The 26,518-nt window shown below is 50.8% G+C and carries 45 protein-coding genes; 4 read left to right on the top strand and 41 right to left on the bottom strand.

The window, feature by feature from the left end; translation table 11 throughout:
- Positions 1-13: 13 nt before the first annotated feature.
- The 3 genes from rsmB to mscL all read left to right on the top strand — a co-directional run bounded on the left by rsmB (position 14) and on the right by mscL (position 3,256).
- The gene (gene rsmB, locus P346_RS02705) at positions 14-1,300 is read left to right on the top strand and encodes a 16S rRNA (cytosine(967)-C(5))-methyltransferase RsmB (RefSeq protein WP_032662358.1); all 1,287 of its coding nucleotides are present in this window, start codon (positions 14-16) and stop codon (positions 1,298-1,300) included.
- A 22-nt stretch (positions 1,301-1,322) separates the two neighbouring features.
- On the top strand, positions 1,323-2,699 hold the full coding sequence (gene trkA, locus P346_RS02710) for a Trk system potassium transporter TrkA (RefSeq protein ID WP_008503482.1): 1,377 nt from the start codon (positions 1,323-1,325) through the stop codon (positions 2,697-2,699).
- A 146-nt stretch (positions 2,700-2,845) separates the two neighbouring features.
- A complete protein-coding gene (mscL, locus tag P346_RS02715) occupies positions 2,846-3,256 on the top strand; it encodes a large-conductance mechanosensitive channel protein MscL (RefSeq protein WP_023309449.1) in 411 nt (136 codons plus the stop codon).
- Here the strand turns inward: mscL and P346_RS02720 are convergent, their stop codons facing one another.
- The 31 genes from P346_RS02720 to rpsJ form a co-directional block, all read right to left on the bottom strand.
- Positions 3,257-3,472 carry an alternative ribosome-rescue factor A gene (locus tag P346_RS02720; protein WP_023309450.1) on the bottom strand — a complete coding sequence of 72 codons (216 nt, stop codon included), beginning with the start codon at positions 3,470-3,472 and terminating at the stop codon, positions 3,257-3,259. It abuts the gene before it with no gap.
- A gap of 57 nt (positions 3,473-3,529) precedes the next feature.
- Positions 3,530-3,955 (bottom strand): Zn(2+)-responsive transcriptional regulator, encoded by a 426-nt coding sequence (zntR, locus tag P346_RS02725; protein WP_032662336.1) that lies wholly within the window; start codon positions 3,953-3,955, stop codon positions 3,530-3,532.
- A 2-nt stretch (positions 3,956-3,957) separates the two neighbouring features.
- Positions 3,958-4,326 (bottom strand): DUF1992 domain-containing protein, encoded by a 369-nt coding sequence (locus P346_RS02730; RefSeq protein ID WP_032662334.1) that lies wholly within the window; start codon positions 4,324-4,326, stop codon positions 3,958-3,960.
- A gap of 107 nt (positions 4,327-4,433) precedes the next feature.
- Entirely contained in the window at positions 4,434-4,817 is a 384-nt protein-coding gene (gene rplQ / locus P346_RS02735; protein WP_001216368.1) for a 50S ribosomal protein L17, read from the bottom strand.
- A 40-nt stretch (positions 4,818-4,857) separates the two neighbouring features.
- Positions 4,858-5,847, bottom strand: coding sequence for a DNA-directed RNA polymerase subunit alpha (locus P346_RS02740; RefSeq protein ID WP_002919219.1), 990 nt, complete (start codon positions 5,845-5,847; stop codon positions 4,858-4,860).
- Between the two features lie 25 nt (positions 5,848-5,872).
- Complete coding sequence (gene rpsD, locus P346_RS02745) at positions 5,873-6,493, bottom strand: 30S ribosomal protein S4 (protein WP_004868345.1); 621 nt, start codon at positions 6,491-6,493, stop codon at positions 5,873-5,875.
- A 33-nt stretch (positions 6,494-6,526) separates the two neighbouring features.
- The gene (gene rpsK / locus P346_RS0121990; RefSeq protein ID WP_003863312.1) at positions 6,527-6,916 is read right to left on the bottom strand and encodes a 30S ribosomal protein S11; all 390 of its coding nucleotides are present in this window, start codon (positions 6,914-6,916) and stop codon (positions 6,527-6,529) included.
- A gap of 16 nt (positions 6,917-6,932) precedes the next feature.
- Positions 6,933-7,289, bottom strand: coding sequence for a 30S ribosomal protein S13 (gene rpsM / locus P346_RS02750; RefSeq protein WP_003863308.1), 357 nt, complete (start codon positions 7,287-7,289; stop codon positions 6,933-6,935).
- A 146-nt stretch (positions 7,290-7,435) separates the two neighbouring features.
- Entirely contained in the window at positions 7,436-7,552 is a 117-nt protein-coding gene (rpmJ, locus tag P346_RS0121985) for a 50S ribosomal protein L36 (protein WP_000868187.1), read from the bottom strand.
- Positions 7,553-7,583: 31 nt separating this feature from the next.
- A complete protein-coding gene (gene secY / locus P346_RS02755) occupies positions 7,584-8,915 on the bottom strand; it encodes a preprotein translocase subunit SecY (protein ID WP_003863305.1) in 1,332 nt (443 codons plus the stop codon).
- A 7-nt stretch (positions 8,916-8,922) separates the two neighbouring features.
- Positions 8,923-9,357 carry a 50S ribosomal protein L15 gene (rplO, locus tag P346_RS02760; RefSeq protein WP_003863304.1) on the bottom strand — a complete coding sequence of 145 codons (435 nt, stop codon included), beginning with the start codon at positions 9,355-9,357 and terminating at the stop codon, positions 8,923-8,925.
- A 3-nt stretch (positions 9,358-9,360) separates the two neighbouring features.
- The gene (rpmD, locus tag P346_RS02765) at positions 9,361-9,540 is read right to left on the bottom strand and encodes a 50S ribosomal protein L30 (RefSeq protein ID WP_003863301.1); all 180 of its coding nucleotides are present in this window, start codon (positions 9,538-9,540) and stop codon (positions 9,361-9,363) included.
- A gap of 6 nt (positions 9,541-9,546) precedes the next feature.
- Positions 9,547-10,047: a 30S ribosomal protein S5 gene (gene rpsE, locus P346_RS02770; RefSeq protein WP_003863299.1), complete on the bottom strand. Its 501-nt coding sequence runs from the start codon at positions 10,045-10,047 to the stop codon at positions 9,547-9,549.
- Between the two features lie 14 nt (positions 10,048-10,061).
- Positions 10,062-10,415, bottom strand: a complete 354-nt coding sequence (gene rplR, locus P346_RS02775; RefSeq protein ID WP_003863297.1) for a 50S ribosomal protein L18 — start codon at positions 10,413-10,415, stop codon at positions 10,062-10,064.
- A 9-nt stretch (positions 10,416-10,424) separates the two neighbouring features.
- Positions 10,425-10,958, bottom strand: a complete 534-nt coding sequence (gene rplF / locus P346_RS02780) for a 50S ribosomal protein L6 (RefSeq protein WP_003863296.1) — start codon at positions 10,956-10,958, stop codon at positions 10,425-10,427.
- Positions 10,959-10,970: 12 nt separating this feature from the next.
- On the bottom strand, positions 10,971-11,363 hold the full coding sequence (gene rpsH, locus P346_RS02785; protein ID WP_006178918.1) for a 30S ribosomal protein S8: 393 nt from the start codon (positions 11,361-11,363) through the stop codon (positions 10,971-10,973).
- A gap of 30 nt (positions 11,364-11,393) precedes the next feature.
- Complete coding sequence (gene rpsN, locus P346_RS02790) at positions 11,394-11,699, bottom strand: 30S ribosomal protein S14 (RefSeq protein ID WP_003863291.1); 306 nt, start codon at positions 11,697-11,699, stop codon at positions 11,394-11,396.
- Positions 11,700-11,713: 14 nt separating this feature from the next.
- Positions 11,714-12,253: a 50S ribosomal protein L5 gene (rplE, locus tag P346_RS02795; protein WP_001096206.1), complete on the bottom strand. Its 540-nt coding sequence runs from the start codon at positions 12,251-12,253 to the stop codon at positions 11,714-11,716.
- A gap of 14 nt (positions 12,254-12,267) precedes the next feature.
- Positions 12,268-12,582, bottom strand: a complete 315-nt coding sequence (gene rplX / locus P346_RS02800) for a 50S ribosomal protein L24 (protein ID WP_003863287.1) — start codon at positions 12,580-12,582, stop codon at positions 12,268-12,270.
- Positions 12,583-12,592: 10 nt separating this feature from the next.
- Positions 12,593-12,964 carry a 50S ribosomal protein L14 gene (gene rplN, locus P346_RS02805; protein ID WP_002919748.1) on the bottom strand — a complete coding sequence of 124 codons (372 nt, stop codon included), beginning with the start codon at positions 12,962-12,964 and terminating at the stop codon, positions 12,593-12,595.
- Positions 12,965-13,130: 166 nt separating this feature from the next.
- On the bottom strand, positions 13,131-13,385 hold the full coding sequence (rpsQ, locus tag P346_RS02810; RefSeq protein WP_008503489.1) for a 30S ribosomal protein S17: 255 nt from the start codon (positions 13,383-13,385) through the stop codon (positions 13,131-13,133).
- A complete protein-coding gene (rpmC, locus tag P346_RS02815) occupies positions 13,385-13,576 on the bottom strand; it encodes a 50S ribosomal protein L29 (RefSeq protein WP_003863282.1) in 192 nt (63 codons plus the stop codon). The genes rpsQ and rpmC overlap by 1 nt, the downstream gene beginning before the upstream one ends.
- Positions 13,576-13,986, bottom strand: a complete 411-nt coding sequence (gene rplP / locus P346_RS02820; RefSeq protein WP_002919759.1) for a 50S ribosomal protein L16 — start codon at positions 13,984-13,986, stop codon at positions 13,576-13,578. Before rplP ends, rpmC begins: the two co-directional genes overlap by 1 nt.
- A 12-nt stretch (positions 13,987-13,998) precedes the next feature.
- A complete protein-coding gene (gene rpsC, locus P346_RS02825; protein ID WP_000529945.1) occupies positions 13,999-14,700 on the bottom strand; it encodes a 30S ribosomal protein S3 in 702 nt (233 codons plus the stop codon).
- 17 nt (positions 14,701-14,717) lie between these two features.
- Positions 14,718-15,050, bottom strand: coding sequence for a 50S ribosomal protein L22 (rplV, locus tag P346_RS02830; RefSeq protein ID WP_002919773.1), 333 nt, complete (start codon positions 15,048-15,050; stop codon positions 14,718-14,720).
- Positions 15,051-15,064: 14 nt separating this feature from the next.
- Complete coding sequence (rpsS, locus tag P346_RS02835) at positions 15,065-15,343, bottom strand: 30S ribosomal protein S19 (RefSeq protein WP_001138117.1); 279 nt, start codon at positions 15,341-15,343, stop codon at positions 15,065-15,067.
- 16 nt (positions 15,344-15,359) lie between these two features.
- On the bottom strand, positions 15,360-16,181 hold the full coding sequence (gene rplB, locus P346_RS02840; RefSeq protein WP_000301859.1) for a 50S ribosomal protein L2: 822 nt from the start codon (positions 16,179-16,181) through the stop codon (positions 15,360-15,362).
- Between the two features lie 17 nt (positions 16,182-16,198).
- Entirely contained in the window at positions 16,199-16,501 is a 303-nt protein-coding gene (gene rplW, locus P346_RS02845) for a 50S ribosomal protein L23 (RefSeq protein WP_000617546.1), read from the bottom strand.
- Positions 16,498-17,103 carry a 50S ribosomal protein L4 gene (gene rplD / locus P346_RS02850; RefSeq protein ID WP_000424395.1) on the bottom strand — a complete coding sequence of 202 codons (606 nt, stop codon included), beginning with the start codon at positions 17,101-17,103 and terminating at the stop codon, positions 16,498-16,500. Before rplD ends, rplW begins: the two co-directional genes overlap by 4 nt.
- A gap of 10 nt (positions 17,104-17,113) precedes the next feature.
- On the bottom strand, positions 17,114-17,743 hold the full coding sequence (gene rplC / locus P346_RS02855) for a 50S ribosomal protein L3 (protein WP_006178923.1): 630 nt from the start codon (positions 17,741-17,743) through the stop codon (positions 17,114-17,116).
- 32 nt (positions 17,744-17,775) lie between these two features.
- Positions 17,776-18,087 (bottom strand): 30S ribosomal protein S10, encoded by a 312-nt coding sequence (gene rpsJ, locus P346_RS02860; RefSeq protein ID WP_001181005.1) that lies wholly within the window; start codon positions 18,085-18,087, stop codon positions 17,776-17,778.
- A 380-nt stretch (positions 18,088-18,467) separates the two neighbouring features.
- On the opposite strand from rpsJ, the gene P346_RS02865 reads away from it, so the two are divergent.
- Positions 18,468-18,941, top strand: coding sequence for a prepilin peptidase (locus tag P346_RS02865; protein WP_032662332.1), 474 nt, complete (start codon positions 18,468-18,470; stop codon positions 18,939-18,941).
- Here P346_RS02865 and bfr read toward each other — a convergent pair.
- From bfr to P346_RS02910, 10 genes are all read right to left on the bottom strand, one after another.
- On the bottom strand, positions 18,925-19,401 hold the full coding sequence (gene bfr / locus P346_RS02870; protein WP_008503492.1) for a bacterioferritin: 477 nt from the start codon (positions 19,399-19,401) through the stop codon (positions 18,925-18,927). The genes P346_RS02865 and bfr overlap by 17 nt on opposite strands.
- A 72-nt stretch (positions 19,402-19,473) precedes the next feature.
- A complete protein-coding gene (bfd, locus tag P346_RS02875; protein WP_008503493.1) occupies positions 19,474-19,668 on the bottom strand; it encodes a bacterioferritin-associated ferredoxin in 195 nt (64 codons plus the stop codon).
- 179 nt (positions 19,669-19,847) lie between these two features.
- Positions 19,848-21,251 (bottom strand): elongation factor Tu, encoded by a 1,404-nt coding sequence (gene tuf, locus P346_RS22200; RefSeq protein WP_050597650.1) that lies wholly within the window; start codon positions 21,249-21,251, stop codon positions 19,848-19,850.
- 69 nt (positions 21,252-21,320) lie between these two features.
- On the bottom strand, positions 21,321-23,435 hold the full coding sequence (gene fusA / locus P346_RS02880) for an elongation factor G (protein ID WP_032662329.1): 2,115 nt from the start codon (positions 23,433-23,435) through the stop codon (positions 21,321-21,323).
- A gap of 96 nt (positions 23,436-23,531) precedes the next feature.
- The gene (gene rpsG / locus P346_RS02885; RefSeq protein WP_004106370.1) at positions 23,532-24,002 is read right to left on the bottom strand and encodes a 30S ribosomal protein S7; all 471 of its coding nucleotides are present in this window, start codon (positions 24,000-24,002) and stop codon (positions 23,532-23,534) included.
- Positions 24,003-24,098: 96 nt separating this feature from the next.
- Complete coding sequence (rpsL, locus tag P346_RS02890) at positions 24,099-24,473, bottom strand: 30S ribosomal protein S12 (protein ID WP_000246815.1); 375 nt, start codon at positions 24,471-24,473, stop codon at positions 24,099-24,101.
- Between the two features lie 124 nt (positions 24,474-24,597).
- On the bottom strand, positions 24,598-24,885 hold the full coding sequence (gene tusB / locus P346_RS02895) for a sulfurtransferase complex subunit TusB (RefSeq protein ID WP_032662326.1): 288 nt from the start codon (positions 24,883-24,885) through the stop codon (positions 24,598-24,600).
- Between the two features lie 7 nt (positions 24,886-24,892).
- Positions 24,893-25,252: a sulfurtransferase complex subunit TusC gene (gene tusC / locus P346_RS02900; protein ID WP_032662325.1), complete on the bottom strand. Its 360-nt coding sequence runs from the start codon at positions 25,250-25,252 to the stop codon at positions 24,893-24,895.
- On the bottom strand, positions 25,252-25,638 hold the full coding sequence (gene tusD, locus P346_RS02905; protein ID WP_032662323.1) for a sulfurtransferase complex subunit TusD: 387 nt from the start codon (positions 25,636-25,638) through the stop codon (positions 25,252-25,254). Before tusD ends, tusC begins: the two co-directional genes overlap by 1 nt.
- Complete coding sequence (locus P346_RS02910) at positions 25,638-26,360, bottom strand: helix-turn-helix transcriptional regulator (RefSeq protein ID WP_014171909.1); 723 nt, start codon at positions 26,358-26,360, stop codon at positions 25,638-25,640. The genes tusD and P346_RS02910 overlap by 1 nt, the downstream gene beginning before the upstream one ends.
- Positions 26,361-26,518: the final 158 nt, after the last annotated feature.

Raw genomic sequence — 26,518 nt, 5'->3', positions numbered from 1 at the left:
TATTTTTACGGTTATGAAAAAACAAAATCTACGCAGTATGGCGGCTCAGGCCGTTGAGCAGGTTATCGAGCAGGGCCAGTCATTAAGTAACGTCCTGCCTCCTCTGCAACTAAAAGTCTCTGATAAAGACAAAGCCCTGCTTCAGGAGCTCTGCTTTGGCGTTCTGCGCACGCTTTCTCAGCTTGAGTGGTTGATTAACAAGCTGATGTCACGTCCAATGACAGGCAAGCAGCGCACCGTACACTATTTGATTATGGTGGGCTTTTATCAGCTTCTTCATACCCGCATCCCACCTCATGCCGCGCTGGCTGAGACGGTGGAAGGTGCCGTTGCGATTAAACGCCCTCAGCTGAAAGGGCTGATCAACGGCGTACTGCGTCAGTTCCAGAGACAGCAGGAAGAGCTTCTGGCTGAATTTGCCCAAAGCGAAGCACGTTTCCTGCATCCGGACTGGCTGTTGAAGCGCCTGAAAAAAGCTTATCCACAGCAGTGGCAGGAGATTGCCGATGCCAACAATCAGCGTCCGCCAATGTGGTTACGCGTGAATCGGAATCACCACAGCCGTGACGCATGGCTGAGCTTGCTCGAACAAGCTGGAATGAGTGGATTCCCGCATCAAGCCTATCCGGATGCTGTACGTCTGGCCTCACCGGCACCGGTACATGCATTACCCGGTTTTGATGAAGGCTGGGTAACCGTACAGGATGCCTCGGCTCAGGGTTGCATGACCTGGCTTGAACCCAAAAATGGTGAGCAGATCCTCGATCTTTGCGCCGCACCTGGGGGCAAAACAACGCATATTCTTGAAGTGGCTCCGCAGGCCAGCGTGATGGCAGTGGACGTCGATGAACAGCGTCTCTCACGCGTCTACGACAACCTCAAGCGTCTCGGCATGAAGGCCCAGGTTAAGCGGGGCGATGGACGCAAACCCGCAGAATGGTGTGGTGAAACCCAGTTCGATCGCATTTTGCTGGATGCCCCCTGCTCTGCAACCGGTGTTATTCGTCGTCATCCGGACATCAAGTGGCTACGCCGCGATCGTGATATTCAGGAACTTGCCCAACTGCAATCCGACATTCTCGACGCCATTTGGCAGCATCTTAAACCTGGTGGAACGCTGGTCTATGCAACCTGCTCCGTGCTGCCGGAAGAAAACAGCCAGCAAATCGCGGCCTTCCTTAAACGTACGCCGGACGCCGCGCTGCGCGATACAGGAACGCCTGATTCCCCAGGTCTGCAGAACCTGCCAGGTGCTGAAGAGGGCGATGGCTTCTTTTACGCTAAGCTAATCAAAGAGTGATGTTGAGAACAGGTCACGAGATATGAAAATTATCATTCTGGGTGCAGGACAGGTGGGCGGAACGCTGGCGGAAAACCTGGTTGGCGAAAACAACGACATCACAATTGTTGATACCAACGGCGATCGTCTGCGTGTATTACAGGACAAATTTGACCTGCGCGTGGTGCAGGGTCATGGTTCGCACCCACGCGTTCTTCGTGAGGCGGGCGCCGACGATGCCGACATGCTGGTTGCGGTAACCAGTTCTGACGAAACCAATATGGTGGCCTGTCAGGTAGCCTACTCGCTTTTCAATACGCCAAATCGAATCGCGCGCATTCGCTCTCCAGACTATGTTCGCGATGCTGAAAAACTGTTTAATTCCGAAGCGGTTCCCATTGACCACCTCATCGCGCCAGAACAGCTGGTTATCGACAATATCTATCGCCTGATCGAATATCCGGGCGCACTGCAGGTGGTGAACTTTGCCGAGGGCAAAGTGAGCCTGGCAGTGGTTAAGGCCTATTATGGCGGACCATTGATCGGCAATGCGCTTTCCACCATGCGCGAGCACATGCCGCATATCGATACGCGCGTTGCAGCCATTTTCCGTCACGACAGGCCAATTCGTCCGCAAGGCTCCACGATTGTCGAAGCCGGTGATGAGGTCTTCTTTATTGCGGCCTCACAGCATATTCGTGCGGTGATGAGTGAACTTCAGCGCCTCGAAAAACCCTATAAACGCATTATGCTGGTCGGCGGCGGCAATATCGGTGCCGGTCTGGCACATCGGCTGGAAAAAGATTACAGCGTTAAGTTGATCGAGCGCGATCAACAGCGTGCTGCTGAACTGGCGGAAAAACTGCAAAATACGATCGTATTTTATGGTGATGCGTCGGATCAGGAGCTACTGGCCGAAGAGCATATTGATCAGGTTGATCTCTTTATTGCCGTCACCAACGACGACGAGGCGAATATAATGTCCGCCATGCTAGCGAAGCGTATGGGGGCTAAAAAAGTCATGGTGCTTATTCAGCGCAAGGCGTATGTCGATCTGGTTCAGGGCAGCGTTATTGATATTGCCATTTCCCCTCAGCAGGCGACAATTTCCGCGCTCCTGAGCCATGTTCGTAAAGCGGATATTGTCGGCGTGTCATCGCTCCGCCGTGGCGTAGCGGAAGCCATTGAAGCCGTTGCTCATGGAGATGAAACGACGTCGCGCGTCGTCGGCCGTTCGATCGACGAAATTAAACTGCCGCCAGGTACGATTATCGGCGCCGTTGTGCGCGGGAATGATGTCATGATTGCCAATGATAATTTACGAATTGAGCAAGGCGATCACGTTATTATGTTCCTTACCGATAAAAAGTTTATTACCGACGTCGAACGTTTATTCCAGCCAAGTCCATTCTTCCTTTAAAGAATTGGGTGCTCGAGTAAGAGCACCCTTACTTTATCCTTTTCATTTTTGTGCCTTTTATTTTTCATAATGTTTAATTATCCCGAATGGCAATTGGCTAATCATTTGTTAAACTTAAACTCGTCAGCTGGCACAAGGAGAAAGCAATGAGTTTTATTAAAGAATTTCGCGAATTTGCGATGCGCGGGAACGTGGTGGATTTGGCAGTCGGTGTCATTATTGGTGCGGCATTCGGTAAGATTGTTTCATCATTAGTGGCCGACATTATCATGCCACCTTTAGGGTTGTTAATCGGCGGCATTGATTTCAAACAGTTCGCTTTCACGCTGCGTGAAGCGCAGGGTGATGTTCCGGCAGTAGTAATGCACTACGGCGTATTTATTCAGAACGTATTTGATTTTGTGATTGTCGCGTTTGCCATATTTATGGCTATCAAACTGATCAACAGGCTCAACCGTAAAAAAGAAGAGCCGGCTGCAGCACCTGCGCCAACGAAAGAAGAAGTGCTGTTAAGTGAGATCCGCGATCTGTTAAAAGAGCAGAATAACCGCGTCTAATCAATAGATAAAAGCAGGAAGGCCAGTGGTAAATAAGCGATTCGCTTGCTTGCCACTGGCCTCCCAGTTACCCCGTTTTTCATGTTTGTCTTTACGCAGATAACTTCCTTTCCCTTTTTTATTCTTCTCAACGCGCTGCCTGAATAACGGGTCGTGAAGTAACGCCTCAATGGCATTGTCCTTAATTTGTCCTTTCGTGTGCTGATAGCGGCTCATAATGTCTCCAGAGCAAGGTTTATGACGACGGGAGTCTAGACCCGGTTGAACTAAAAATCAACAACCCTGCGTTTCTCCACTCGCTCCCTGCTCAAGGGTTTCGAGGATTGAACAGTAAATGCTGCTGTGTGCCGTACCGCAGCAGGCATCATTCAGCCTTTGCAGAGAGCGCTGCATGGTTTGCAGTTCCTGTATACGCGCTTCAACTTCATCCAGCCGGGCCTGCACGATGCTTTTAGATTCCTGACAGGTGTGATGTTCCGGATCGATGCGGATCGATAATAACTCGCGGATCGAATCCAGCGTGAAACCGAGCTGACGCGCATAACGAATAAACCGCAGGCGCTGCAGATCGTTATCGGTATAAAGGCGAAAACCTCCTTCAGTACGTACTTCATGATCGATCATCTGCTGCTTTTCGTAATATCGGATGGTATCCGGCGTGACGTTCGCAAGCTTCGCAAGTTCACCGATGCGGTACATAACTACTCCTCGCTTATTTTCTGCATCAATCTTTCACCGTATTCACCGTGCAGAAAATCAGTGTTCATCCCAGCCTGGCGTAGCTTGAGTTCAAGCAGGGCGAGACGGCGGCTAAGTTCAGAATGTCGTGGATCGTCATGGCGGATCCCTTTGAGAAGATCGGCCAGTTCAACAGCCTCTCTGCGCTGTTCGAGCTCCGGGGGGAGACAGCCTGCATTTTTCAGCAAACGGTATCCGGCCCGTAGTTCAGGCGCGATGTGCGAATCATCGTCAAGCGCAAGGGGTTCGCCGCTTCCCGGGAGATCGTCGAATTCACCTTTTTTTTGGGCATCGCGAATATAGCGTTCTGCCCACTGGTCGAGCAACCACATTACCAGCTCCAGGGAATGAACAGAATTGATACAGACATTGTAGAGAAGTGGTGGTATCGCGGATATAAAAAAACCCGCCGGAGCGGGTTTCTTTACGTTACTGCAGATTACTCTGCAGCAGCTTCTGCTTTCTCTGAACGATCAACCAGCTCGATGTAAGCCATCGGCGCGTTGTCGCCTGCACGGAAACCACACTTCAGAATGCGAGTGTAACCACCGGCACGGCTCGCGAAACGCGGGCCCAGTTCGTTAAACAGTTTTGCCACGATCTCGTTATCACGAGTACGGGCGAATGCCAGACGACGATTAGCAACGCTGTCAGTCTTGGCAAGAGTAATCAGCGGCTCAACTACGCGACGCAGCTCTTTCGCTTTAGGCAGGGTCGTCTTGATGATCTCATGACGAACCAGTGAACCTGCCATGTTGCGGAACATAGCCTGGCGATGGCTGCTGTTGCGGTTCAGTTGACGACCACTCTTACGATGGCGCATGACCTTATCCTTCTCAGTAAAACCTTAACCTGTGATCCGGTTACTCGTCAGCAATGCTTGCCGGTGGCCAGTTTTCCAGGCGCATGCCCAGAGACAGACCACGTGAAGCCAGCACGTCTTTAATCTCAGTAAGAGATTTTTTACCCAGGTTCGGCGTTTTCAGCAACTCAACCTCGGTACGCTGTACCAGATCACCGATATAGTGGATAGCTTCTGCCTTGAGGCAGTTAGCAGAGCGGACAGTCAATTCGAGATCGTCAACAGGGCGCAGCAGGATCGGATCGAATTCTGGTTTCTCTTCTTTCACTTCCGGCTGACGTACATCACGTAAGTCAACGAAAGCTTCCAGTTGTTCTGCCAGGATGGTTGCCGCACGACGAATCGCCTCTTCAGGATCGATTGTGCCATTGGTTTCCATTTCGATGACCAGCTTGTCCAGGTCGGTACGCTGTTCTACACGCGCTGCTTCAACATTGTAGGCAATACGCTCTACAGGGCTGTAGCATGCGTCGACCAGCAGACGGCCGATTGGGCGCTCATCTTCTTCCGAATGAATTCGGGCAGAAGCCGGCACATAACCACGACCGCGCTGAACTTTGATACGCATGCTAATAGCTGCGTTCTCATCGGTCAGGTGGCAGATCACGTGCTGCGGCTTGACGATTTCAACATCACCGTCGTGGGTGATGTCGGCTGCAGTCACAGGGCCAATGCCAGATTTATTCAGAGTAAGAATAACTTCATCTTTACCCTGAACTCTCACCGCCAGCCCTTTCAGGTTGAGCAGGATTTCAAGGATATCTTCCTGAACGCCTTCTTTGGTGCTGTACTCATGAAGTACACCATCAATCTCAACCTCGGTCACCGCGCAACCCGGCATCGATGAGAGCAGAATACGGCGCAGTGCGTTACCCAGAGTATGGCCAAAGCCACGCTCTAAAGGCTCAAGGGTCACCTTGGCGTGCGTCGAACTCACTTGCTCGATATCTACCAGGCGCGGTTTTAGAAACTCTGTCACAGAACCCTGCATTGTGTCCTCTCTTTGGTACTAAGCTTTACTTGGAGTAAAGCTCGACGATCAGGTGTTCGTTAATGTCCGCAGACAGATCAGAACGTTCTGGCTGACGCTTGAACGTACCTTCCATCTTGCCAGCATCAACTTCCAGCCAGGTTGGCTTTTCACGCTGCTCAGCCAGCTCCAGAGCGGCCTTCACGCGAGATTGCTTTTTCGCTTTCTCACGAATGCTAACAACGTCATTCGCTTTAACCTGATAAGAAGCGATGTTAACAACACGACCGTTTACCATGATTGCTTTGTGGCTAACCAGCTGACGTGATTCAGCACGAGTAGCGCCGAAGCCCATACGGTATACAACGTTGTCCAGACGACCTTCCAGCAGAGCCAGCAGGTTTTCACCTGTGTTGCCTTTCAGACGTGCTGCTTCTTTATAGTAGTTACGGAACTGACGCTCCAGCACACCGTACATACGGCGAACTTTTTGCTTTTCACGCAACTGCACACCATAGTCAGACAGACGCGGTTTACGCGCACCGTGCTGGCCAGGAGCTTGTTCAATTTTACACTTGGTATCGATCGCGCGAACGCCAGACTTAAGGAATAAGTCGGTGCCCTCACGACGGCTCAGCTTGAGCTTAGGACCCAAATATCTTGCCATTTTCTATCTCCAACTAACCTAAAAAACGGAGCGTTATACGCGACGTTTTTTCGGCGGACGACAACCGTTATGAGGGATCGGAGTCACATCAGTAATATTCGTGATGCGGAAACCAGCGGCGTTCAGAGCGCGAACAGTAGATTCACGACCCGGACCCGGACCTTTAACCATAACTTCCAGATTCTTGATGCCGTATTCTTTTACGGCTTCTGCGCAACGCTCTGCTGCAACCTGAGCTGCGAACGGAGTGGATTTGCGAGAACCACGGAAACCGGAACCACCGGCTGTTGCCCAACCCAATGCGTTACCCTGACGATCAGTAATAGTAACGATGGTGTTGTTGAAAGAAGCATGGATATGAGCCACGCCGTCAGAGACTTGTTTTCTTACACGTTTACGTGCACGAACTGGTGCCTTTGCCATTATTCAATCACCCCGATTATTTCTTGATCGGTTTGCGCGGACCCTTACGGGTACGTGCGTTGGTCTTAGTACGCTGACCGCGCACTGGCAGACCACGACGATGACGCAAACCGCGATAGCAACCAAGATCCATCAGGCGCTTGATGCTCATGCTGATTTCACGGCGCAGATCACCTTCAACGACAAATTTGGCAACTTCGTCACGCAGCGTGTCGATTTGTTCTTCAGACAGCTCACTGATCTTAACATCTTCAGCGATACCCGCTGCAGCCAGAATGGCTTTAGAACGGGTCTTGCCGACGCCGTAGATCGAAGTTAATGCGATCACAGCATGTTTCTGATCAGGAATGTTAATGCCTGCTATACGGGCCACTATGCACTCCTACTATTTAATATGTACGCACCATGCTGAAAAGCCCGTTTTCAGGATACTCAAATGGAAACGTACAGACATACAAAAGATTGGCTGGCTAATCTAGCCAGCTCAACCCAACTTTGCAAGAAAAATATGCGAAATAATCAGCCTTGGCGCTGTTTATGCTTCGGCTCGGCACTGCAAATCACACGGATGACACCATCACGCTTAACGATTTTGCAGTTACGGCATAATTTCTTGACGGAAGCACGAACTTTCATTTTTACTCTCCGTAACTTCTCAGGCGACCATTTAGCGGCCGTAGCCTTTCAGGTTCGCCTTCTTCAATGCAGACTCATACTGACTGGACATCATCAGAGTTTGCACTTGAGCCATAAAGTCCATAATCACGACAACAACGATAAGCAGTGAGGTCCCACCGAAGTAGAACGGTACTTTCATTGCATCACGCATGAACTCCGGGATCAGGCAGATAAAAGTAATATAAAGCGCACCAACCAAAGTCAGGCGAGTCATTACTTTATCGATATACTTCGCCGTTTGCTCTCCCGGACGAATTCCTGGTACAAATGCACCGGACTTCTTCAGGTTATCTGCTGTTTCACGCGGGTTGAAGACCAACGCCGTGTAGAAGAAACAGAAGAAGATGATCGCAGACGCATAGAGTAACACATAAAGTGGTTGCCCAGGCTGCAAATACAGCGAAATTGTTGTCAGCCAGTTCCAACCAGTACCGCCCCCGAACCATGACGCGATGGTTGCCGGGAACAGAATAATACTGGAAGCGAAGATAGCCGGGATAACCCCCGCCATGTTCACTTTCAGCGGTAAATGTGTGCTCTGTGCAGCATAGACACGACGACCCTGCTGACGTTTAGCGTAGTTCACCACAATGCGGCGTTGACCACGTTCAACGAAGACAACAAAGAACGTCACTGCAAATACTAATACTGCAACCAACAGCAACAGGAGGAAGTGCAGGTCGCCTTGACGCGCTTGCTCGATAGTATGGGCGATGGCTGGCGGGAGGCCCGCAACAATACCGGCGAAGATAATGATAGAGATACCGTTACCGATACCACGCTCAGTAATCTGTTCGCCGAGCCACATCAGGAACATTGTCCCTGTGACCAGACTTACAACAGCGGTGAAGTAGAATGCAAAGCCCGGGTTTAACACCAGGCCCTGCATACCAGGCATATTCGGCAGACCGGTAGCAATACCGATCGACTGGAATATTGCCAGCACCAGAGTACCGTAACGGGTGTACTGACTAATCTTACGACGTCCAGATTCCCCTTCTTTCTTCAACTCTGCCAGGGCCGGATGAACGACCGTCAGCAGCTGGATAATAATAGATGCCGAAATGTACGGCATAATACCCAACGCAAAGATAGAAGCACGGCTGAGAGCACCACCAGAGAACATGTTGAACATTTCAATGATGGTGCCTCGCTGTTGCTCAAGCAGTTTGGCAAGTACAGCGGCATCGATACCAGGGATCGGAATAAAAGAGCCAATACGGAACACAATTAGCGCGCCGATAACAAACAGCAGTCTGCGTTTCAGCTCGCCAAATCCACCTTTGGCACTTTGAAAATCTAATCCCGGTTGCTTAGCCATCTGCTACTTATTCCTCAATTTTACCGCCAGCAGCTTCGATAGCAGCACGAGCACCTTTAGTAACACGCAGGCCACGAACAGTTACCGGAGTAGAAACTTCACCAGCCAGGATCACTTTCGCGAACTCGATCTGGATACCGATAATGTTTGCTGCTTTCAGCGTGTTCAGGTCTACAACGCCGCCTTCAACTTTCGCCAGGTCAGACAGACGGATTTCCGCTGTGATCGCTGCTTTGCGAGAGGTGAAGCCGAACTTCGGCAGACGACGGTACAGTGGCATCTGGCCACCCTCGAAACCGCGACGTACGCCACCGCCAGAACGAGAGTTCTGACCTTTGTGACCACGACCACCGGTTTTGCCGAGGCCAGAACCGATACCACGACCCAGGCGTTTACCCGCCTTTTTAGAGCCTTCGGCCGGAGACAGAGTATTTAAACGCATCTCTTACTCCTCAACTTTAACCATGAAGTAAACCGCGTTGACCATACCACGAACAGCAGGAGTATCCTCGCGCTCAACGGTATGACCAATACGACGCAGACCCAGGCCAAGCAGCGTTGCCTTGTGTTTCGGCAGACGACCGATTGCACTGCGGGTTTGAGTGATTTTAATAGTCTTTGCCATGGTCAATTACCCCAGAATTTCTTCAACGGATTTACCACGCTTGGCAGCGACCATTTCTGGAGAATTCATATTTTCCAGGCCATCAATAGTTGCACGAACCACGTTGATCGGGTTGGTGGAACCATATGCTTTGGCCAGAACGTTATGAACCCCAGCAACTTCCAGAACGGCGCGCATTGCACCACCGGCGATGATACCGGTACCTTCTGAAGCTGGCTGCATGAATACACGAGAACCCGTGTGAACACCTTTAACTGGGTGCTGCAGGGTGCCGTTGTTCAGCGCGACGTTAATCATATTGCGACGGGCTTTTTCCATCGCTTTCTGGATCGCTGCTGGAACTTCACGCGCTTTACCGTAACCAAAACCAACGCGACCGTTACCATCGCCTACTACAGTCAGAGCTGTGAAGGAGAAAATACGACCACCTTTAACGGTTTTAGATACGCGGTTTACCGCGATCAGCTTTTCCTGCAGTTCGCCAGCCTGTTTTTCGATGTGAGCCATCTTACACCTCTACCTTAGAACTGAAGGCCAGCTTCACGGGCAGCATCTGCCAGTGCCTGGACACGACCATGATATTGGAACCCGGAACGGTCAAAGGAAACATTGCTGATGCCTTTTTCCAGAGCGCGTTCAGCAACAGCTTTACCTACAGCTGCAGCGGCGTCTTTGTTACCGGTGTACTTCAATTGTTCTGAGATAGCTTTTTCTACAGTAGAAGCAGCTACCAGAACTTCAGAACCGTTCGGTGCAATTACCTGTGCGTAAATATGACGCGGGGTACGATGTACCACCAGGCGAGTTGCACCCAGCTCTTTGAGCTTGCGGCGTGCGCGGGTCGCACGACGGATACGAGCAGATTTCTTATCCATAGTGTTACCTTACTTCTTCTTAGCCTCTTTGGTACGCACGACTTCGTCGGCGTAACGAACACCCTTGCCTTTGTAAGGCTCAGGACGACGGTAGGCGCGCAGATCTGCTGCAACCTGACCGATCAGCTGTTTATCAGCGCCTTTCAGCACGATTTCAGTTTGAGTCGGACATTCTGCAGTGATACCGGCCGGCAGCGGATGCTCAACAGGGTGTGAGAAGCCCAGAGACAGGCCTACTGCATTCCCTTTGATAGCTGCACGATAACCTACACCAACCAGCTGAAGCTTTTTAGTGAAGCCTTCGGTAACACCAACAACCATTGAGTTCAGCAGGGCACGCGCGGTACCAGCCTGAGCCCATCCATCCACGAAACCATCACGTGGACCGAAGGTCAGAGCGTTATCTGCATGTTTAACTTCAACAGCTTTGTTGAGGGTACGAGTCAGCTCGCCGTTTTTACCTTTGATCGTAATAACCTGACCGTCGATTTTTACATCAACGCCGGCAGGAATAACGACCGGTGCTTTAGCAACACGAGACATTCTTTCCTCCGATTAGGCTACGTAGCAGATAATTTCGCCACCAAGACCAGCCTGGCGCGCTGCACGATCAGTCATAACACCTTTAGAGGTAGAAACAACTGCGATACCAAGACCAGCCATAACTTTCGGCAGCTCATCTTTTTTCTTATAGATGCGCAGACCTGGGCGGCTGACACGCTGAATGCTTTCTACAACAGCTTTACCCTGGAAATACTTGAGAGTAAGTTCCAGTTCCGGCTTGGTGTCGCCTTCAACTTTAAAATCTTCGATAAAACCTTCTTCCTTCAGCACGTTGGCAATTGCCACTTTCAGCTTGGCGGAAGGCATGGTGACCGCAACTTTGTTCGCGGCCTGACCGTTACGGATACGGGTCAGCATATCCGCGATCGGATCTTGCATGCTCATCTGTCTTTACTCCCGTGATTCAATTGGTAATTACCAGCTAGCCTTTTTCAAGCCTGGCACTTCACCGCGCATAGCGGCTTCACGCAGTTTGATACGGCTCAACCCAAACTTGCCCACATAACCATGTGGACGACCTGTTTGACGACAGCGGTTACGCTGACGAGACGGGCTGGAATCACGCGGCAGAGACTGCAGCTTGAGAACCGCATTCCAACGATCTTCGTCGGAAGCGTTCACATCAGAAATGATCGCTTTCAGTTCAGCGCGTTTAGCGAAGAATTTATCAGCTAAAGCTACGCGCTTTACTTCGCGTGCTTTCATTGATTGCTTAGCCATTCAGTAACCCTACCTTACTTGCGGAACGGGAAGTCAAAGGCAGCCAGCAGAGCACGGCCTTCTTCGTCAGATTTCGCAGTAGTGGTAATGGTAATATCCAAACCACGCACGCGGTCGACTTTATCGTAGTCGATTTCTGGGAAGATGATCTGCTCACGGACACCCATGCTGTAGTTACCACGACCGTCGAAAGACTTAGCGGACAAGCCACGGAAGTCACGGATACGTGGAACAGCAATAGTGATCAGGCGCTCAAAGAACTCCCACATGCGTTCGCCACGCAGAGTTACTTTACAGCCGATCGGATAGCCCTGACGGATTTTGAAGCCTGCAACAGATTTGCGTGCTTTGGTGATCAGCGGTTTTTGACCGGAGATTGCTGTCAGGTCAGCTGCTGCGTTATCCAGCAGTTTCTTGTCAGCGATCGCTTCACCAACACCCATGTTCAGGGTGATCTTCTCGACCCGAGGGACTTGCATGACAGAATTGTAGTTAAACTCAGTCATGAGTTTGTTAACTACTTCGTCTTTGTAGTAATCATGCAGTTTCGCCATCGTACTACTCCAAATTACTTGATAGTTTCGCTGTTAGACTTGAAGAAACGGACTTTTTTGCCGTCTTCGAATCTAAAGCCTACACGGTCAGCCTTGCCGGTAGCCGCATTGAAGATTGCAACGTTAGAAACCTGAATAGCAGCTTCTTTTTCAACGATGCCACCTGGTTGGTTCAGGGCCGGAACCGGCTTCTGATGTTTCTTAACCAGGTTGATACCTTCAACGACAAGTTTGCCGGAAGACAGAACATTTTTTACTTTACCGCGTTTACCTTTATCTTTACCGGTTAACACGATAACTTCGTCATCACGACGGATTTTCGCTGCCATGATTCGCTCCTTAGAGTACTTCTGGTGCCAGAGAGATAATTTTCATGAACTTCTCAGTACGAAGTTCACGAGTTACCGGCCCAAAGATACGCGTGCCGATAGGCTGCTCGCTGTTATTGTTTAAAATAACGCATGCATTACCATCGAAGCGAATGACAGAACCGTCAGGGCGACGAACACCCTTCTTGGTGCGCACCACTACCGCCTTCAGCACATCACCTTTTTTGACCTTACCACGTGGAATTGCTTCCTTGATGGTGATCTTGATGATGTCGCCTACGCCTGCGTAGCGACGGTGCGAGCCACCCAGAACCTTGATACACATTACGCGACGTGCACCGGAGTTGTCGGCGACGTTCAGCATAGTCTGTTCTTGGATCATTTTAGTGCTCCGCTAATGTCAACTACTACCTGAGACTCTAAAATCAGAGCCGTTAAAAAGCCCCATATCGAGGGCGCGGCATTATAACACCGCTTCTGCAATATGGGTAGAAAAAATAAACGGCTCATCGCTGAGCCGTTTATTCGTATTGAGAAGGCGTACTGTATTACAGAACCGCTTTCTCTACAACGCGAACCAGCGTCCAGGACTTAGTCTTGGACAGTGGACGGCATTCACGGATTTCAACCTTGTCGCCGATACCACATTCGTTGTTCTCGTCATGTACGTGCAGTTTGGTCGTACGCTTGATGAATTTACCGTAGATCGGGTGTTTCACAATACGTTCGATAGCTACAACAATGGATTTCTCCATTTTGTCGCTAACAACACGACCTTGCAGAGTACGGATTTTATCGGTCATTACGCACCCGCCTTCTGAGTCAGTAAAGTCTTAACGCGTGCAACATTGCGACGCACTTGCTTCAGCAGGTGAGTCTGTTGCAGCTGGCCACTTGCAGCCTGCATACGCAGGTTGAACTGCTCACGCAGCAGGTTCAGCAGCTCAGCGTTCAGCTCTTCAACGCTTTTTTCACGCAGCTCTTTTGCTTTCATTACATCACCGTCTTAGTTACAAAGGTGGTTTTGATAGGCAGTTTCGCTGCTGCCAGGCCGAAGGCTTCACGGGCCAGCTCTTCCGGAACACCGTCCATTTCATAAAGGACTTTGCCCGGTTGGATCAAGGCAACCCAGTACTCCACGTTACCTTTACCTTTACCCATACGAACTTCCAGCGGCTTCTCGGTGATCGGTTTGTCCGGGAATACACGGATCCAGATCTTACCTTGACGCTTAACTGCACGGGTCATTGCACGACGTGCTGCTTCGATCTGACGTGCAGTCAGACGACCACGGCCAACAGCTTTCAGACCGAAAGTGCCGAAGCTAACATCCGTACCCTGCGCCAGACCACGGTTGCGGCCTTTGTGCACTTTACGGAATTTTGTACGCTTTGGTTGTAACATCAGCGACGCTCCTTATTTACGGCCTTTACGCTGCTGCTTTTTAGGTTGAGCAGCCGGTTTTTCCGGTTGTTCAACAGCAGCCATACCACCCAGGATCTCACCTTTGAAGATCCATACCTTAACGCCGATTACACCGTAAGTGGTGTGCGCTTCAGAGGTGTTGTAGTCGATGTCAGCACGCAGAGTGTGCAGCGGTACGCGACCTTCGCGGTACCATTCGGTACGTGCGATTTCCGCGCCGCCCAGACGGCCGCTAACTTCAACTTTGATACCTTTAGCGCCCAGACGCATTGCGTTCTGTACAGCACGCTTCATAGCACGACGGAACATAACACGACGTTCCAGCTGTGAAGTGATGCTGTCAGCAACCAATTTAGCGTCCAGTTCAGGCTTACGAACTTCAGCGATATTAATCTGTGCAGGAACGCCAGCGATATCCGCTACGACCTTGCGCAGTTTTTCTACGTCTTCGCCTTTCTTACCGATAACGATGCCAGGGCGAGCAGTGTGAATAGTCACACGGATGCTCTTCGCTGGACGCTCGATAACGATACGAGATACAGACGCTTTAGCCAGTTCCTTAGTCAGGTACTGACGTACTTTAAAATCGCTGTCCAGGTTGTCAGCGAATTCTTTGGTGTTCGCAAACCAGGTAGAGTTCCATGGTTTTACAATACCCAGGCGAATACCATTAGGATGTACTTTCTGACCCATTGCTAGTCTCCAGAGTCTCAGCGATCGGACACAACCACAGTAATGTGGCTGGTGCGCTTCAGGATGCGATCTGCACGACCTTTCGCACGCGGCATAATGCGCTTCATGCTTGGGCCTTCATCTACGAAAATTTTCGCGACTTTCAGATCGTCGATGTCAGCGCCATCGTTGTGTTCAGCGTTAGCAATGGCAGATTCCAGTACTTTCTTGACCAATACCGCAGCTTTCTTGTTGGTATAGGTCAGGATGTCCAGGGCCTGCGACACTTTCTTACCGCGAATCAGGTCAGCAACAAGGCGAACCTTCTGAGCAGAAGAACGAGCATGGCGATGTTGAGCTAAAGTTTCCATCTCTTCCTCCTACCTTATTTCTTCTTCGCTTTTTTATCAGCAGCGTGGCCGCGATAAGTACGAGTCGGTGCGAATTCACCCAGTTTGTGACCAACCATTTCGTCGGTAACAAAGACTGGAACGTGCTGACGACCATTATGGACAGCGATGGTCAAACCGATCATGTTAGGAAAGATCGTTGAACGACGGGACCAAGTGCGCAGGGGCTTCTTGTCTCCGCTTTCCACCGCTTTCTCTACCTTCTTCAGCAAGTGCAGGTCAATAAAAGGACCTTTCTTGAGAGAACGTGGCATGGCTTATCCTCTAAAATTATTTGCTACGGCGACGTACGATAAATTTATCAGTACGCTTGTTGCTGCGGGTCTTCTTACCTTTGGTCTGAACGCCCCACGGAGTTACCGGGTGCTTACCAAAGTTACGACCTTCACCACCACCATGTGGGTGGTCGACTGGGTTCATCGCAGTACCGCGAACGGTAGGACGAACACCACGCCAGCGTGCAGCACCTGCTTTACCCAGAACGCGCAGCATATGCTCAGCATTGCCAACTTCGCCCAGAGTAGCGCGGCAGTCTGCTTCGACTTTACGCATTTCACCAGAACGCAGACGCAGGGTGACATAAGCACCATCACGAGCAACGATCTGAACGTAAGTACCAGCGGAACGTGCCAGCTGACCGCCTTTACCTGGTTTCATTTCTACGTTATGAACGGTAGAACCAACCGGGATATTGCGCATCGGCAGGGTGTTGCCTGCTTTGATTGCAGCATCAACGCCAGACTGAATCTGGTCGCCAGCTTTCAGGCCTTTAGGGGCCAGGATGTAACGGCGTTCGCCGTCTTTGTACAGAACCAGCGCGATGTTCGCGGAACGGTTCGGATCGTACTCAAGACGTTCAACAACTGCTGGGATACCGTCTTTGTTGCGTTTGAAGTCAACAATACGATAAGCCTGCTTGTGGCCACCACCGATGTGACGAGTGGTGATACGGCCATTGTTGTTACGACCACCGGATTTGCTGTTTTTTTCCAGCAACGGAGCAAAAGGTTTGCCCTTGTGCAGCTCAGGGTTAACCACTTTAACTACGTGGCGACGACCCGGAGATGTCGGTTTACATTTAACAACTGCCATTGTATTACTCCTCCGACTTACTCAGCGCCGCCAACGAAGTCCAGATTCTGGCCTTCTTTCAGGGTGACGTAAGCTTTTTTCCAGTCGCTACGACGACCGATACGCTGTCCGTGACGTTTAACTTTCCCTTTAACTACCAGGGTGTTAACGACTTCGACTTCGACTTCAAACAGTTTCTGCACAGCAGCTTTGATCTCTGCTTTGGTCGCGTCTTTAGCAACTTTGAGAACGATGGTGTTTGTTTTTTCCATCGCAGTAGACGCTTTTTCAGAAACGTGCGGTGCGCGAAGCACCTTCAGCAGACGTTCTTCACGAATCATGCCAGCATCTCCTCAACTTGCTTAACAGCATCAGCAGTCATTACGACTTTGTCGAAGGCGATCAGGCTAACCGGGTCGATACCAGTCGCATCGCGTACGTCAACCTTGTGCAGGTTACGTGCGGCCAGGAACAGGTTCTCGTCCAGCTCACCGGTGATGATCAGCACATCTTCCAGAGCCATGTCTTTCAGTTTCTGTGCCAGCAGCTTAGTTTTAGGCGCTTCAACAGAGAACTTCTCGACAACGATCAGACGATCCTGACGTACCAGTTCGGACAGGATGCTTTTCAGCGCGCCGCGGTACATCTTTTTGTTAACTTTTTGACTGTGGTCCTGTGGACGCGCAGCGAAGGTCACGCCACCTGAACGCCAGATCGGGCTCTTGATAGAACCTGAACGCGCACGGCCGGTACCTTTCTGGCGCCATGGCTTTTTGCCAGAACCAGTTACTTCAGCACGAGTCTTCTGAGCACGAGTACCCTGACGAGCACCAGCTGCATAAGCAACAACAACCTGGTGAACCAGCGCTTCGTTGAAATCACGACCGAAGGTAGTTTCGGAAACAGTCAGCGCGCTCTGCGCGTCTTTCAATACTAATTCCATTGCTATCCCCTTACGCCTTCACAGCTGGTTTAACGATCAGGTCGCTACCGGTTGCACCCGGAACTGCACCTTTAACCAGCAGCAGGTTGCGCTCAGCGTCAACACGTACTACGTCCAGGCTCTGAACGGTCACACGTTCGTTACCCAGCTGACCTGCCATTTTCTTGCCTTTGAACACTTTGCCCGGAGTCTGGTTCTGACCGATAGAACCCGGAACGCGGTGAGACAAGGAGTTACCGTGGGTAGCGTCCTGGGTACGGAAGTTCCAGCGCTTAACGGTACCAGCAAAACCTTTACCTTTAGAGGTACCGGTTACGTCAACTTTTTTAACGTCAGCAAACAGCTCAACGCTAATGTCCTGACCTACGGTGAACTCTTCGCCTTCAGCAAGACGGAATTCCCACAGACCACGGCCAGCTTCTACGCCAGCTTTAGCGAAGTGACCCGCTTCTGGTTTGGTTACACGGTTAGCTTTTTTAGCACCAGTGGTCACCTGAACAGCGCGGTAGCCATCGTTAGCCAGATCTTTAACCTGGGTAACGCGGTTTGCTTCAACTTCGATTACGGTTACTGGGATTGAAACGCCATCTTCAGTGAAGATGCGGGTCATGCCCACTTTTTTACCGACTAAACCAATCATTGTATCAACCTCTCAATCGCTCGATGACCTGATTAACCCAGGCTGATCTGCACGTCTACACCGGCAGCCAGATCCAGACGCATCAGAGCATCAACGGTTTTCTCAGTTGGCTCAACGATGTCAACCAGACGCTTGTGAGTGCGGATTTCGTACTGATCGCGCGCGTCTTTGTTGACGTGCGGGGAGATCAGAACGGTGAAGCGCTCTTTGCGGGTCGGCAGCGGGATCGGACCACGGACTTGCGCACCAGTGCGCTTAGCAGTCTCGACGATTTCCGCGGTTGATTGATCGATCAGACGATGATCAAACGCTTTAAGGCGGATACGGATTCTTTGGTTCTGCATGAGACCAGAGCTCCAATTATTTTATAAACGAAAATGATTACTCCTCAAACCCATTACGATTGATGGGAGAGTGTAACCGTTCTTACGTAGCTCCCCAATTGGGAGCATTGTTGAGTAACAAAATGAGCTACTCTGGTTCTGATTGAACCCGCCGTCAATTACGACAAGCCCGCGCATTATACGTAAATCTGGACAAGACGCAAGTGCCGTTTAGAAATTAAGCGCCAGAGGCACGGTATGCGTAAGGGTGCGCAACTTTTTACGCAATGTATCCCTTCTCAATGCTTTGTCTGGAGCCCCTACGCAATTGTCGTTTTTGTCGATTGCCGGCCAGACCGATTATGACGAGTATGCGCTCAAACCCTTTTGAGGCCATTTCCATGTTAACCACCCTCCCCTTTTTGCTGGTCTATTTTTCGCTGACTGCCTTTCTTGTACATGCGGATATTTGCTACGGACTGCTTCCCGATAAATTTCTCTGCCCGCTGCTCTGGGCGGGCCTGCTCTTTCAGCTCTGCGTCCAACCTGATTTTCTGCCGAGTGCAGTGGTGGGAGCGATGGCAGGATATATCGGCTTTGCCGTTATCTACTGGGGATATCGGTTTATCTGCCGGCGTGAAGGGATGGGATATGGCGATGTAAAATACCTGGCGGCGCTTGGCGCGTGGCATGGCTGGTGCATGCTGCCTGCGCTGGCGTTACTCGCTGCGCTTATGGCGCTACTCAGCATTCTTGTGTTTTCGTTACTCACCGGCGATAAGGGAGCATTAAAAAACCCACTGCCTTTTGGACCATTTCTGGCAGCAGCGGGTTTATGCGTAGGCTGGAAGACGGTGGTTACTCTTCCACTTTAATCTGCGACTGCAGGTAGTTCTGCAGGCCGATTTTAGCAATCAGATCCAGCTCCGTTTCCAGCCAGTCAATGTGGCCTTCTTCATCGGCCAGGATCTGGATCATCATATCGCGACTGACGTAGTCATGTACGCTGTCTGCGTAGGCAATGGCTTCACGGAGATCTTTGGCACCTTCAAGCTCCAGCCTGAGGTCGGAACGCAGCATCTCTTCGACATCTTCTCCGATGCCCAGCTTTCCGAGGTCCTGCAGGTTTGGAATGCCTTCAAGGAATAAAATACGCTCGATATATTTATCGGCGTGCTTCATTTCATCGATCGATTCATGGTACTCAACGTCGTTCAGACGCTTAAGCCCCCAGTTTTTGAACATTCTCGCGTGAAGAAAGTACTGGTTAATTGCGACAAGCTCATTTCCCAATAATTTATTGAGATAACTTATGATTTTAACATCACCTTTCATTATATAGTCCCTCCGCTTCCACTCATTGAAGCGTAGATCGGGCTACAGGGATGTCAAAAAAAAGATGGGCGCTTACGCGATCTCTTTGTATTCCGGGATCTGCATCAATTCGTCCTGCATGATCTCTCGCGCAGCGCGTACACATTTACCACATTGATTTCCCACCGGAACAAATTTGCGTAGCTGCTGAAATGACTGAGGCTGAAACTGGCGAACGGCCTGACGTATTTTCTTGTCGCTTACACCATTACATAAACAAACGTACATAGAGACTCCCGTTCAAATTATGCGCAAAGTGTAAGTGAGAATGGTTATGATTACAATAGCACAAGCGCCACAATACGGGACGGGAGCAGGCAAAAAATGCGAAATTTTGTGACAGTGCCTGAACGGCAGAAAACAAAAAAGGACGCCGAAGCGTCCTTTTTTTATTCGGGGATAATTAATTAGCCCAGAACTTTAGCAACAACGCCCGCGCCAACGGTACGGCCGCCTTCACGGATTGCGAAACGCAGACCGTCGTCCATCGCGATTGGGTGGATCAGAGTCACAACCATCTTGATGTTGTCGCCTGGCATTACCATCTCAACGCCTTCTGGCAGTTCGATGGTACGGATTGCGAAACGCAGACCGTCGTCCATCGCGATTGGGTGGATCAGAGTCACAACCATCTTGATGTTGTCGCCTGGCATTACCATCTCAACGCCTTCTGGCAGTTCGATGGTACCGGTCACGTCAGTTGTACGGAAGTAGAACTGTGGACGGTAGCCTTTGAAGAACGGAGTATGACGGCCGCCTTCGTCTTTGGACAGAATGTACACTTCAGATTCGAACTTGGTGTGTGGCTTGATTGAGCCTGGCTTCGCCAGAACCTGACCACGTTCGATTTCTTCACGTTTGATACCACGCAGCAGAACACCAACGTTCTCACCAGCACGGCCTTCGTCCAGCAGTTTGCGGAACATTTCAACGCCAGTACAGGTAGACTTCGCAGTCTCTTTGATACCAACGATTTCAACTTCTTCACCAACTTTGATGATACCGCGCTCTACACGACCGGTAACAACGGTACCACGACCGGAGATGGAGAATACGTCTTCGATTGGCAGCAGGAATGGCTTGTCAATCGCACGCTCTGGTTCTGGGATGTAAGAATCCAGGAAGCCAGCCAGTTCGATGATTTTCGCTTCCCACTCAGCTTCGCCTTCCAGCGCTTTCAGAGCAGAACCACGAACGATTGGGGTATCGTCGCCTGGGAAATCGTACTGAGACAGCAGTTCACGAACTTCCATCTCTACCAGTTCCAGCAGCTCTTCGTCATCAACCATGTCGCATTTGTTCAGGAACACGATGATGAAAGGAACGCCTACCTGACGACCCAGCAGGATGTGCTCACGAGTCTGAGGCATTGGGCCGTCAGTCGCAGCAACAACCAGGATCGCGCCGTCCATCTGCGCAGCACCGGTGATCATGTTTTTAACATAGTCGGCGTGGCCTGGGCAGTCTACGTGTGCGTAGTGGCGAGTCGCAGCAACAACCAGGATCGCGCCGTCCATCTGCGCAGCACCGGTGATCATGTTTTTAACATAGTCGGCGTGGCCTGGGCAGTCTACGTGTGCGTAGTGGCGAGTCGGGGTGTCATATTCAACGTGGGAAGTGTTGATGGTGATACCACGTGCTTTTTCTTCTGGTGCGTTATCGATCTGGTCGAATGCACGAGCAGAACCACCGTAGGTTTTAGCCAGAACGGTAGTGATTGCAGCAGTCAGGGTAGTTTTACCATGGTCAACGTGGCCGATAGTACCAACGTTGACGTGCGGTTTTGTACGTTCAAATTTTTCTTTAGACACGGCTATATTCCTTACTATAGTGCTCTCCCCTGTGGAGAGAGCACGGGACTTAGGTTTTAATCCTGTGGATTACTTACCACGGGCTTCAATAACGGCCTGAGCAACGTTGTTAGGCGCATCATCATACTTCAGGAATTCCATGGTGTATGATGCACGACCTTTGGTCAGAGAACGCAGCTGAGTTGCATATCCGAACATTTCAGACAGCGGAACTTCAGCGTGGATCTTAACGCCAGTTACTTCGGATTCCTGACCACGCAGCATACCGCGACGACGGCTCAAGTCACCGATAACGTCACCGGTGTTCTCTTCAGGAGTTTCTACTTCAACCTTCATGATTGGCTCAAGCAGAACTGGTTTTGCTTTCTTAAAGCCTTCTTTAAAGGCAATAGACGCAGCCAGTTTAAACGCCAGTTCAGAGGAGTCAACGTCGTGGTAAGAACCGAAGTGCAGACGAACACCCATGTCAACAACCGGATAGCCAGCCAGAGGGCCCGCTTTCAGCTGTTCCTGGATGCCTTTATCAACGGCTGGGATGTATTCGCCAGGAATTACACCACCTTTGATGTCGTTGATGAACTCGTAACCTTTCGGGTTAGAGCCCGGCTCCAGTGGGTACATGTCGATCACAACGTGACCGTACTGACCGCGACCACCAGACTGCTTAGCGTGTTTACCTTCAACATCGGTAACTTTCGCGCGAATCGCTTCGCGGTAAGCAACCTGAGGTTTACCCACGTTCGCTTCAACGTTGAATTCACGCTTCATACGGTCAACGATGATGTCCAGGTGCAGTTCACCCATACCAGCGATGATGGTCTGGTTAGATTCTTCATCAGTCCATACGCGGAATGATGGGTCTTCTTTCGCCAGACGGCCCAGAGCCAGACCCATTTTTTCCTGGTCAGCTTTGGTTTTTGGTTCAACTGCGATGGAGATTACCGGCTCAGGGAATTCCATACGCTCCAGAATGATCGGGTGATCCGGGTCACACAGGGTGTCACCAGTGGTCACGTCTTTCAGACCGATAGCTGCAGCGATGTCGCCCGCACGAACTTCTTTGATCTCTTCACGTTTGTTAGCGTGCATCTGTACGATACGGCCAAAACGTTCACGCGCCGCTTTCACGGAGTTCAGGATGGTGTCACCGGAGTTAACCACACCAGAGTATACGCGGAAGAAGGTCAGGTTACCCACGAATGGGTCGGTAGCAATTTTGAACGCCAGTGCAGAGAATGGCTCTTCGTCGCTTGCGTGACGCTCAGCCGGAGTATCTTTACCGTCGTCCAGGATGCCGTTGATCGCAGGAACGTCAACCGGGGATGGCAGGTAGTCAACTACCGCATCCAGCATCGCCTGAACACCTTTGTTCTTGAACGCAGAACCACAGGTTACCAGGATGATTTCGTTGTTCAGAACGCGCTGACGCAGAGCTTTTTTGATCTCTTCTTCAGTCAGTTCTTCACCACCCAGGTATTTCTCCATCAGCTCTTCAGAAGCTTCAGCAGCGGATTCGATCAGGTTCTGGTGCCATTCGTCAGCCAGGTCCTGCATTTCAGCCGGGATATCTTCGTATTCGAAGGTAACGCCCTGGTCTGCGTCGTTCCAGTTGATGGCTTTCATTTTCACCAGGTCGATAACACCGGTGAAGCCTTCTTCAGCACCAATTGCCAGCTGCAGCGGAACAGGGTTCGCACCCAGACGGGTTTTGATCTGGCCAACAACTTTCAGGAAGTTAGCACCCATACGGTCCATTTTGTTAACGAACGCGATGCGTGGAACTTTATATTTGTTCGCCTGACGCCATACGGTTTCAGACTGTGGCTGAACACCACCAACTGCGCAATAAACCATTACCGCGCCGTCAAGAACACGCATGGAACGTTCTACTTCGATGGTGAAGTCAACGTGGCCCGGGGTGTCGATGATGTTTACGCGATGCGGTTCGTACTGCTTAGCCATACCTGACCAGAATGCAGTAGTCGCTGCGGAGGTGATAGTGATACCACGCTCCTGCTCCTGTTCCATCCAGTCCATGGTGGCTGCGCCGTCATGAACTTCACCGATTTTGTGGTTTACACCGGTGTAGAACAGAATACGTTCGGTAGTAGTGGTTTTACCGGCGTCGATGTGCGCACTGATACCGATGTTACGGTAGCGTGCGATGGGTGTTGTACGAGCCATTTGATTCCTCGTTTATATCTTTAGGCGTTCAGTTAAGTTACCCAGAGCGGGCGGCTTCTCTGAAGCGCCCGCCTGGTGACTAATACTCCGAAGGGATTACCAACGGTAGTGTGCGAACGCCTTGTTGGCTTCTGCCATACGGTGAACGTCTTCACGTTTCTTAACTGCAGTACCTTTGTTGTCTGCAGCATCAGAAAGTTCGTTCGCCAGACGCAGAGCCATGGATTTATCACCGCGTTTACGAGCAGCTTCAACGATCCAACGCATTGCCAGAGCATTACGACGAACCGGACGAACTTCAACTGGAACCTGATAAGTAGAACCACCAACGCGGCGGGACTTAACTTCTACGGTTGGGCGAACGTTGTCGAGAGCGACTTCGAAAGCTTCCAGTTCATTTTTACCAGAACGCTGAGCCAGGGTCTCAAGCGCGCTGTATACGATTGCTTCTGCAGTAGATTTTTTACCATCTACCATCAGGATATTTACAAATTTTGCCAGCAGTTCTGATCCGAATTTCGGATCTGGAAGAATTTTACGCTGACCAATGACGCGACGACGTGGCATGGGAATACTCCGTTGTTAATTCAGGATTGTCCAAAACTCAAAGAGTTTAGTTTGACATTAAGATAAATCAGTTTGGCCTTACTTAACGGAGAACCATTAAGCCTTAGGACGCTTCACGCCGTACTTGGAGCGAGCCTGCTTACGGTCTTTAACACCTGAGCAGTCGAGCGCACCACGAACGGTGTGGTAACGAACACCCGGAAGGTCTTTAACACGACCGCCACGGATCAGGATCACGGAGTGCTCCTGCAGGTTGTGACCTTCACCACCGATGTAGGAAGTCACTTCGAAACCGTTAGTCAAACGCACACGGCATACTTTACGCAGTGCGGAGTTTGGTTTTTTAGGAGTGGTGGTATATACACGAGTACATACACCACGTTTCTGCGGGCAGGCTTCCAGCGCAGGCACGTTGCTCTTTGCAACTTTGCGTGCGCGTGGTTTGCGTACCAGCTGGTTAACTGTTGCCATTAAATAGCTCCTGGTTTTAGCTTTTGCTTCGTAAACACGTAATAAAACGACCTCATACAATATGAGGACGCGAAATTTTAGGGCTACGTCGAAAAGGTGTCAAGAAATATACAGCGATCTCAAATCACCAGTTCATTTGACTGGCGTGTGTCACAGTAAGATTGACGAAATCAGTATAGCCAACCACGTCAATTTTGGCTGAAATTTGACCAGAAAGACCCCGCGCATCCAGATCTTCCTTCAGCGCAGAGACAGTTATGGGGGCATTCGTGAGAATTTCAACGAAACGACTGCCTTCCAGTGCGGCAAGCACGCCATCCTGAATCAGCAGCAGGTCATCACCTTCGCGCAGCATACTCAGTAACGCGTCGGTATCACATTGCCACGGTGAATGGCTCAGAGTATGGAGCATGTCAGCCTCAGAAAGTCAGAACGGTGTCGTAGTGGGAAAGGTGTTCGCGCAGTGCAGCAGAAGACAGGACGGTCACATCCAGCACGAAAGGCATTGCCTCGTTTAAACCGCGCGCGGCCAGGGAGTCGGCACAGACATAGAAGGTTTCGATATCGTAAAGCGGTAACACTTTGAACGTTGCGATGTAATCACGCGCCAGAATGGCCTGAGGCTGTTGTCCCGCCAGAAGCTGAAATACGCCGTCGCCCAAAAAGAAGACACCGATATCTTCGGACAATGCTGAGGTCGCGAGCAGCGCATCCAGCCCTTCTCTGCCGGACGCATTGCCGTGCGGTGCGGAGGAAAAAACAAATGCTAAGCGCTTCATCAGAATTGCACCACTCTGTCGCAGGTTAATGCCGCCTGTGCCAGTTCACCCAGACCACTCAACGAAAAGCCGGGCTGCAGGTTAGAACCCGATAAACCAAGACGTGCGGCTTCGGTTGCATCGGTCACCCCGCGGCGCAGTGCCGCCGCCACGCAGATGTGCAGTTCTACGCCCTGCTTTTCGTTTAATGCCTGCCAGGCGCGTACCAGATCGAACTCATCGCTCGCCGGTGACGTAAACTGATTCGCGTTATACACCCCTTCCCGATAGAAGAAGACGCTCGCCAGCTCATGTCCGGCCGCCAGTAGCGCATGCGCAAACTGCAGCGCGCTGCTGGCCTGCTGAGTGCCGTACGCCGGGCCTGTCACCATTAACGCAAAACGCATTACTTGTCTTGTCCCTGGAAATCGCCGCTTTTGAACTGGCGAATATAGAGGTAGACCGTGTGCTTGGAGATGTTCAGACGATCGGCCACCTGGTTGATGGCGTCTTTAATATCAAAAATCCCTTTTTCATAAAGGTTGAGCACGATCTGACGATTCTTGGCGTTGTTCGAGACGTTGCGATCGGCATTCACCTCTTCAATCGTAAACTCAAGCGTCTGCGTCACCAGATCTTCAACGGAGGAGGCAAAGTTAACAGAGGAGCCAACGTCCGGCGTTTCAGGTGGAATAAAGGTGCTCATGATTTGCGAGAATGGCACATCAAGATTCATGTTGATGCACAGCAGCCCAATAACACGATGCTCGCGGTTTCGAATCGCGATGGTTTCTGATTTCATCAGCACGCCGCTTTTGGCGCGGGTGAAATAGCATTTGGAGACGCTGCTGTCCGCGCCGGTCATGTCATGCAGCATACGCAATGCAAGGTCGGTAATTGGCGAACCAATTTTACGGCCAGTATGCTCACCATTCGCAATGCGGATGGCGGAACACTTCAGATCTTGCAGGGAGTGCAATACGATTTCGCAGTGGGAGCCAATGAGCATCGCTAACCCGTCCACTACCGCTTCGTAGGATTTCAGAATATCGAAGTCGGTCTGATCGAAAGGACGTTGATCCAGTAAATCAAGTTCACTGGTTTCGTTGGTTAAAAGCGACCTGGACATGAAAAAAACACTCCTTTTCAGGAGCCTGTCGTTAGGTTTTCAGGGCAGGCTCATTATCTACACGGACAACTAAATTAATACAGCGTGCGTAGCGCTTTCCAGTGTTAATTATATCTGCCCCACAATAAAAAAACCGCCGCCTGAAAGGCGGCGGTTTT

Origin of the sequence: Enterobacter sp. DC1 (assembly GCF_000568075.1) — a bacterium.
Lineage (GTDB): Bacteria > Pseudomonadota > Gammaproteobacteria > Enterobacterales > Enterobacteriaceae > Enterobacter > Enterobacter asburiae.
Note: the sequence above shows the minus strand (reverse complement) of the source record. Positions and strands in the feature narration are given on the sequence as shown.